The following is a 7,528-nucleotide window of genomic DNA, read 5'->3' as shown; positions in this document are numbered from 1 at the left end:
CCCAAGTTCACGCCGCGCGACCCCGTCGTAGTCTTTCCGTTCGACAAGTACTCGGCAAAGCGCGGGGCTAGACTGGAAAAGTACGCTTGAACCTCATCCGCGCGCGGCGTGGTGCGAACGTATATCTCATACCCATCGAAGTCCTGCTCGACCAAATCGTAGAGTTTGACGGTATCTATAGTAAGCGATGTGGCATAGTTGGCCGACTCCGCAGCAGGCAAGGACGCGTCCTTGCCCGACCACTGCACGCATTCACGCAGATCGCGTCCGAGATTCGTATTCTCCCACGTCCAAGCACCTTGGTCCAAATAGCCGGCTCGTTCGCCGTTGACCCATATTTCGTATATCTGATACTGACGCTGTTTCCCGCTTGCCTCGAACGGTTTTCCGCCGGACCACAGCAACTCGTTGTTTCCAGGATTGACCATTCCGCTTACGTCGATAGAACTTCCCACCTGAGACGTGTACGAGCCTGCGGAAACGAATACGTTAGCTTGCTGTTCTCGAGCGTCCGCAAGTTTCACCCAGGCTCCCGAATACGACTGCCGCGTTGATTCGATATTCTCGGCGGCAAGCACCGAAGATGTTTTTATTCCCGCCGCACTAAGCTCGAACGTCACCTCGGTCGATATCATGGAAATACCCGTAACCGGCGGCTCGCCTGCAGTTGTGACCAGCTTCACCGAAGGATCGGCATAGACGCCCGATATATGAGCGGCGCGCGATTTGCCGCCATTGTTTTTAGCCTCAAGAGCAGGATTGGTTACCAAAACCGAAAGCTTCGCCACCTTTTCAGGCCACTTGAAATAAGCAGATGCCGTAGCAGGAACGGATGTTTTCTCCAAGCAGGAAACTCGCGCATCCGCGCGAATATCACCCGCTGAGCTCGACAAAGCACCAATCGTAGCAGCAAGGTCTCCTTGACCGCCGGCCTCTTGCAAGACGCGCTTCAAGTCGTTCAGATCGATTGCGTACACGTCAGCCTGAGCAGCATCGCCCTTCAATCCCAGGGAATACACTTTGGTTTCTTTCACCGTGTTGGAATTGGTCTTGGTCTCCGATCCCGCTTGCACGGTGTACGAGGTTTCCGTCCCGTCAAGCCCTGAAAGTGAAAGAACGCTCGCGCCTAGAGACACGGTCACTTCGATAGAGGTTTTCCATTCGGGGTTCCTTGACAGATTTTTATCCTGCACGCACAACTCGCCGTTTTCGTTCAACCACACCACGGGGTTTTGCAGAGCAATTTCAGGAGTTGCCCCGTGCGGAGTGGAGTCGGCATATCCAATCATGTAATCGGCAGCCATGCGCGCGGCCCGGTCACGCGATCCCCCCGCTTCGTAATACTCTTGCGCGGCATTCGTGCTATCGGGAGCGAAGCTGAAGAACCCGCTTTTTCCATCCGCGTAAAACACGCTGACCACTGTCGCCGTGGTCACATTGAACTCTATGATGAAATCGCCCCGGCGAACGCTATCATCCACAGCAAGAGGAGGGACGATACTGCTCTTTCGGGCTTGGTCAGCCGTGATGTAGAACGTATTTTGGGCATCGGTCGGCCTTCCGTTGATCGTGCTGGGAAGATTCACGGCCTTGGTCTGGGCTAATCCCTCGGACTCGACGATCGACCACCACGCGCTTGATACCTTTTTAGCCGTCATCTGGGATTGCGCAGCATTTGCTATCGACTCGGCGGCGTTGTTCAGCTCGACCATGCGCATGTTGTTCTGAGCGCTTACGATAGAAGGGAATGCCAGTGCTGCAAGCACCAAAAGAATCGCTACCGACAGCAACAGCTCGGCAAGCGTAAACCCTTTCGTATGTGCCTGATGCGCTTTTACCAAAGAAGCATCCCTATCTCATTCGTTCAAGTTCTTAACTAATTGTGCTGGTATGATACCACCACCAGGCATAAATGAGACTACATTACTACGACAATTATAAAGACGGTCAACGCTCGATCGAAATCGGCGGAAACGAGCCACCCGGCTCCTCGAAGCGGCGACAAAGTTTTGGAAAACAGACTGGTCCGACCTGCGCTAATAGCGGTTTTACAGCAAGAAGCCCCTCCGGGAAACCACGTGACCGCGGCCTCGCTTTTTCTCACGCGAAACCAAATCGCCCGAGCAGCGGGGCTTCGCTTTGCGAAACCTCGACGCTCGGGCGACACTGCATTGCAAGATGTTCGGGAGGTGCTGCGTTGCAGCATCGCTTTCAAGAACCTCGCGAAGGGTGCGGCAGTTAGCCGAAAATCAACTGGCGCTCCTCGCCAACCAAGGACGCGCGCGCCTGATCGCGCAGATTGTTCACGCCGATGAAGAACTGGCGCATCATCACAACCATGAGATAGCGGCCCTTCGGCGTAAGCGTGAACTCATCAGGCGTATCGCGGTCGAATGCTCCTGCCGCCTTCATGAACCCAACCTCTACGGGAAGGCCGCGCTCCACCGTGCATCCGAAATCGCGCTCGAACTGGCGCTTGTCCAGCCTCAATCCGAACAGCTGCATCATGAAGCGGTACCGCATGCGATCATGCTTCGAGAACTCCGTCTTTCCCATAAGCGACATACGATCGGAAGCGATTGCGGCATTGTAGTCGTTCACGCTGAACGTGTTCACGTACAGGTTCTTTCCCAAATACGTGATACCGCCGCTGCCGATAGCCGGGTACTCCTCGTAGTCCACAACGTATTCGTCGATCATCGCACCATCGCCCGCAGCACCCGTACCGCGCTTATTGAACGTCCAAGCGCTTCCGTGCTCGAACAGCGGATCGGAACCACCGGCAAGCAGTTCGCTGATAATCTCGTAGAAGCGCCGCTCGCGCTGGTAATCAACCTTGCCAACCGTCCTGGCCAGAGAGCGCGCGACGCTCGGAGAAGCCATCAGCGGATAGAACGTAGTTTGGCTGGTCCCGCTTTCCACCACGCGTTCGATATCCTTGATCAACACGTCTTCGGTCTGCGCCGGGAAATTGAAAATCATGTCCACGTTCAACGACGTGAAGTACGGGCTTGCATCCTGCACGCGCGCCAAGATCTCGGCGGCGCTTCCGTACTTGTCGTAGCGATCCATCTGCTTGAGCAGGTCGTCATCGAAGCTCTGAACGCCAACGCTCAAACGCTGAACGCGACCTTGCAGCTTATCCAAGTAAGAAGGGATCAGATGATTCGGGTTCGTCTCGCTGGAGACCTCGTTGATAGAGAACGTCTCGCGAGCAAGGTCGATGGTGTCGCACAGCTCGTCGATCATGATGGTCGGCGTACCGCCGCCCACGTACAGGCTGTCGAAATCGTAGCCCAAATCTTTGAGCATCATCATCTCTTTGCGCATGCTTTGGAAGTACGGTACCGCACGATCCTCGGAAAAGGGGAAACGATTGAACGAACAGTACGGGCACAAGCGCTCGCAGAAAGGCACGTGCATGTAAAGCATGTATTTCTGACCAGGCACCGGAGCCGGAACACGGCGCTCGTCAGTGGGCTTGAGTTTCAAGTACTGGTTCGTGCATTGGCGGACTGCCGCCGTAAGCATGCGTTCAGATAGCATAGACTCCTCTGTCCAAAAAAACCGCCGCCCTTTCGGACGGCGGAAACCTTTATTCCCAAGCGGTCCGTCCAGCAGCAGCTTTTTTGCCGATGTCGGTTCGGAATTGTTTGCCTTCAAAATTGATATAGTCGCACGCTTCGTACGCCTTTTCGCGGGCTTCGTCGAACGAATCGCCCAAAGCCACTACGTTAAGAACGCGTCCACCTGCGGTAACAAGTTCCTCGTCGTAGTTCTTGGCAGTACCGGCGTGGAATACGGTAACGCCCTCTATGGCTTCGGCTTCGTCGACGCCAAGGATGACCTTTCCTTTTTCGTACGATCCGGGATAGCCCTCGCTCGCCAAAACCACGCACACCGCCCACTGCTCGGACCAGCGCAAGGTAATGTCGTCCGGACGTCCCTCGGCAACAGCCATCATGATATCTACCAGGTCGGTTTCCAGACGCGGCAGAACCACCTGCGTCTCAGGGTCGCCGAAACGAGCGTTGAACTCGATGATCTTAGGGCCTTCCGGCGTCAGCATGAAACCGCCGTACAGAACGCCGCGATAGTCATGGGCAAACGGCGCGCGAGCCGTAGCAGCGGCAGCCGTCTCCATGATCTCATGCATGGCGGCCAGTTCTTCAGGGGTAACGATAGGCACCGGCGAGTACACGCCCATGCCGCCCGTGTTGGGACCGCGGTCGCCATCGAATGCGCGCTTGTGATCCTGTGCGGTGGTCATGCAGTGAGCCTTGCCGTTGCTGACGAACGCAAGCAACGAACACTCGGGGCCCGTCAGGCATTCTTCGATGAGCACGGTGGAGCCGGCATCGCCGAACGCGCCGTCGAAGCAGGAACGAACAGCATCCTCTGCGGTTTCCAGGTCGTCGGCAACGACAACGCCCTTGCCCGCTGCCAAGCCGTCCGCCTTGACAACGATGGGGGCGCCCAATTCGCGAACGTAAGCGAGCGCTTCGTCCAAGTTCGTGAAGCTGCCGTAACGAGCCGTCGGAATACCGTTGGCTCGCATGAATTCCTTGCTGTAGGTTTTGCTGCCCTCCAGCAAGGCTCCTTGAGCATCGGGTCCGAACGTAGCCACGCCCGCTTCGCGCAGAACGTCCGCCACGCCGGCGACCAAAGGAGCTTCGGGGCCGATGACAACCAGGTCAATCGCATGCTCCCGCACGAACGCCAGCACGGCATCCGCATCCTCGGGATTCAGCCCGGCAACGTTCTGAGCAACGGCATCGGTTCCGCCGTTGCCAGGAGCTACGTACAGCCGATCGGCGCGAGGAGACTTCGCCAAGGCCCACGTGATGGCATCTTCGCGACCGCCGCCGCCCAACACCAGGATGTTCACATTCGTTCCTTTCATCAACCAACGCGTTTCACGTGAAACGCTCGAAAATCGAAAGCCTGAGAAGCTACGCGCGATCCCAGCCGCGCATGATGGTTTGGTCGCGATCGGGACCCACCGCGATAATGCTGATGGGAACACCGACGATGCGCTCAAGGTACTCGACGTAGCGCTGCGCCGTTTCCGGCAGGTCCTCGAAGGTACGGCATCCGGTGATATCGACGTCCTTCCAACCGGGAAGCTCTTCGTACACCGGCTTCGCATGGAACAGAACGCTCTGCTGCATGGGGAAGTAATCGTAAACCTTGCCGTCGCACTCGTACGCCGTGCACACCTTGATAGTATCGAATGCGCTCAAAACGTCAAGTTTGGTCAGCGCCACATCGGTCAGGCCGTTGACCTCAGCTGCATAGCGCGCGATAACCGCATCGAACCAGCCGCAGCGACGCTTGCGGCCCGTGGTCACGCCGAATTCGTGGCCGACAGCGCACATGAGCTCGCCGGTCTCGGCTTCCTCGCCTACGCCGCCATCTTCGGGAAAGCGCTGCTCGGTGGGGAAGGGGCCGCCGCCGACGCGCGTGATGTACGCCTTCTGAATGCCCAAAACGCGATCGATGGCCGTAGGACCGACGCCCGTTCCGGTTGCCGCGCCACCGGCGCAGCACGAAGAAGAAGTCACGTAAGGATATGTTCCGTGATCGATGTCGAGCAGCGTGCCTTGCGCGCCCTCGAACAGGATGGACTTACCCGCGCGCACGGCCTCGTTCAGCAGCTGCGCCGTTTCGGCCATGTACGGTTTGAGAATACGAGCGTACGGCAGGTACTCTTCGCAGATTTCTTCCACCGTGTACGTATGCAAACCGTAGATCTTCTCCAGAACGGGATTCTTCTGAGCGAGAACCGCTTCAAGCTTCAGGCGGAAGATCTTCTCGTCCAACAGGTCCTGGATGCGGATGCCCTTGCGAGCGACCTTATCCTGATAGCAGGGACCGATGCCGCGCTTCGTGGTGCCGATCTTGTTTTCACCGAGGCGCTTTTCGTCGGCGCCGTCGAAGTCTTTGTGGTAGGGCATGATAACGTGCGCATCGCACGAGATCTTGAGGTTCTTGCAGGAAATGCCCTCGGCTTCCAACATGGCCATCTCTTTGATGAGCACGCCCGGGTCGACGACAACGCCGTTGCCGATAACCGGCACTGCGTTCTCGTACATGACGCCGGAAGGCATAAGATGAAGAGCCAGTTTCCTGCTACCGTGGATAACAGTGTGGCCGGCATTGTTTCCGCCCTGGTAGCGAACCACGTAGTCGTATTCGCTCGCGATGAGGTCAGTGATTTTGCCTTTGCCTTCGTCGCCCCATTGGGCACCGATCAGAACCGTGCTGGGCATGTGCGTGAGTCCTTTCAACGCCCCGGTTTCATCATGCGGGGCAGTCCCGTAACAACCCTTGCATTATAGTATAGTTGCGCGTTCGGCCCCGCGCTTCCTCTGTCTTTATCGAGAAACCCCATCTAATGGGCCCTTATCAGCCGCATAACCGAGAAACAGGCCGGAGTTCAGGGCAAATTACAGCTCCAGCTTGTTCAAGGTTGGATCGACGGCGCGCAGGGCCTTGACCACTTCCTCATGACAGGTGAACAGAAGCACCTGCCGCATGCGCGCCAGTTCCGCAAGGGCACGCGCCGCTCCGGCGCGACGCTCCGAATCGAAGTTGACTAGGATGTCGTCGGCCAGGATAGGTATTGCACGGCCGACGTTGTCAGCCGTCATCAGCAAAGCAATACGCAAAGCAAGGTAGAGCTGTTGGCACGTCCCCAACGACAGATGAAGGGGGTCTCGGGCGGTTTTGACTGCGTCGACCACCTGCAACCGACCCTCGGCGGTCATGGCCACCTTAACCCACGCGCCATCGGTCATAACGGAAAGCAAGCGACTTGCCTGGCGATACACTTCAGGCTGGCTCTTGCTCTCCCAAGCGCCGATAGCCGTTTCGAGCATGCGCTTCGCCAGAAGCAGGCGCGCATATTCGCGGGAGCTCTCATCGATGCGCGTCTTCACCTCTTCCACTTGCAGCTTGAGCGCGTCGAATTCCCTTTCCTTGACGGCATGGGACAGTTCTTGCTTCAGCTCGCCGTACCGGCGGTTCAAATGCTCGCTTGTTTCCAACAGGCCGCTGCGCTGCTGCACCTTTTGAGCCAAAGCCGCGTCAAGCGCTTCCACGGTTCGCTCAGCACGCGAATCGATGCGCTCGAACAAGCGCTTGCGCTGGCGCTTCGCAAACGCCAAGCTTTCTTCAAGCGAACTGCGCCGCGACACAAGGGCCTGCTGCCGCTGTCGATACAGGTTGGATTCGGCGCGGGCATCCTTCGCTTCATCCAGCAACGTACGAGCACGCCGAAGCGAACCTTGCGCCTCTTCCAACCCAACCGAATCAAGCTGAGCGCGCGCCTCCCGGCGAAACGACTCCCTGCTTTCCACGCATGCTTCAAGCTTCTTCTTGTCCTGCAACATAACCCACTGCGCATCTTGAAGACGCTCTTCCTTTGCGTCGGCCTTCTTATCAGGCCGAAACAGCATCACCATCGCAGCCAGAGCCAACATGATGGCGAAAACGATCAGGCCGATGCCGCCAACGGTGAACGAAA

Annotated in this window: 5 protein-coding genes; all 5 read right to left on the bottom strand. The window is 57.4% G+C overall.

Annotated features, from left to right (window positions below):
- Positions 1-1,841 (bottom strand): prepilin-type N-terminal cleavage/methylation domain-containing protein (locus tag ACMNI9_RS04675; protein WP_418831047.1); only part of this gene is annotated, 1,841 nt, incomplete at its 3' end.
- A 397-nt stretch (positions 1,842-2,238) separates the two neighbouring features.
- On the bottom strand, positions 2,239-3,546 hold the full coding sequence (locus ACMNI9_RS04670; protein ID WP_216529263.1) for a coproporphyrinogen III oxidase family protein: 1,308 nt from the start codon (positions 3,544-3,546) through the stop codon (positions 2,239-2,241).
- 49 nt (positions 3,547-3,595) lie between these two features.
- Positions 3,596-4,888 carry a phosphoribosylamine--glycine ligase gene (purD, locus tag ACMNI9_RS04665; RefSeq protein ID WP_418831046.1) on the bottom strand — a complete coding sequence of 431 codons (1,293 nt, stop codon included), beginning with the start codon at positions 4,886-4,888 and terminating at the stop codon, positions 3,596-3,598.
- Between the two features lie 64 nt (positions 4,889-4,952).
- Positions 4,953-6,272: an adenylosuccinate synthase gene (locus ACMNI9_RS04660; protein ID WP_114566338.1), complete on the bottom strand. Its 1,320-nt coding sequence runs from the start codon at positions 6,270-6,272 to the stop codon at positions 4,953-4,955.
- Between the two features lie 177 nt (positions 6,273-6,449).
- Positions 6,450-7,528: ATP-binding protein (locus ACMNI9_RS04655; protein WP_418831045.1), on the bottom strand; the 1,079-nt coding region annotated here is incomplete at its 5' end.

Source organism: Paraeggerthella sp., assembly GCF_048427265.1.
Classification (GTDB): domain Bacteria; phylum Actinomycetota; class Coriobacteriia; order Coriobacteriales; family Eggerthellaceae; genus Paraeggerthella; species Paraeggerthella hominis.
Note: the sequence above shows the minus strand (reverse complement) of the source record. Positions and strands in the feature narration are given on the sequence as shown.

Coding starts and splice junctions, on each gene's coding strand:
- ACMNI9_RS04670 (WP_216529263.1), bottom strand. CDS start 3,546: ATGCTATCTGAACGCATGCTTACGGCGGCAGTCCGCCAATGCACGAAC.
- ACMNI9_RS04660 (WP_114566338.1), bottom strand. CDS start 6,272: ATGCCCAGCACGGTTCTGATCGGTGCCCAATGGGGCGACGAAGGCAAA.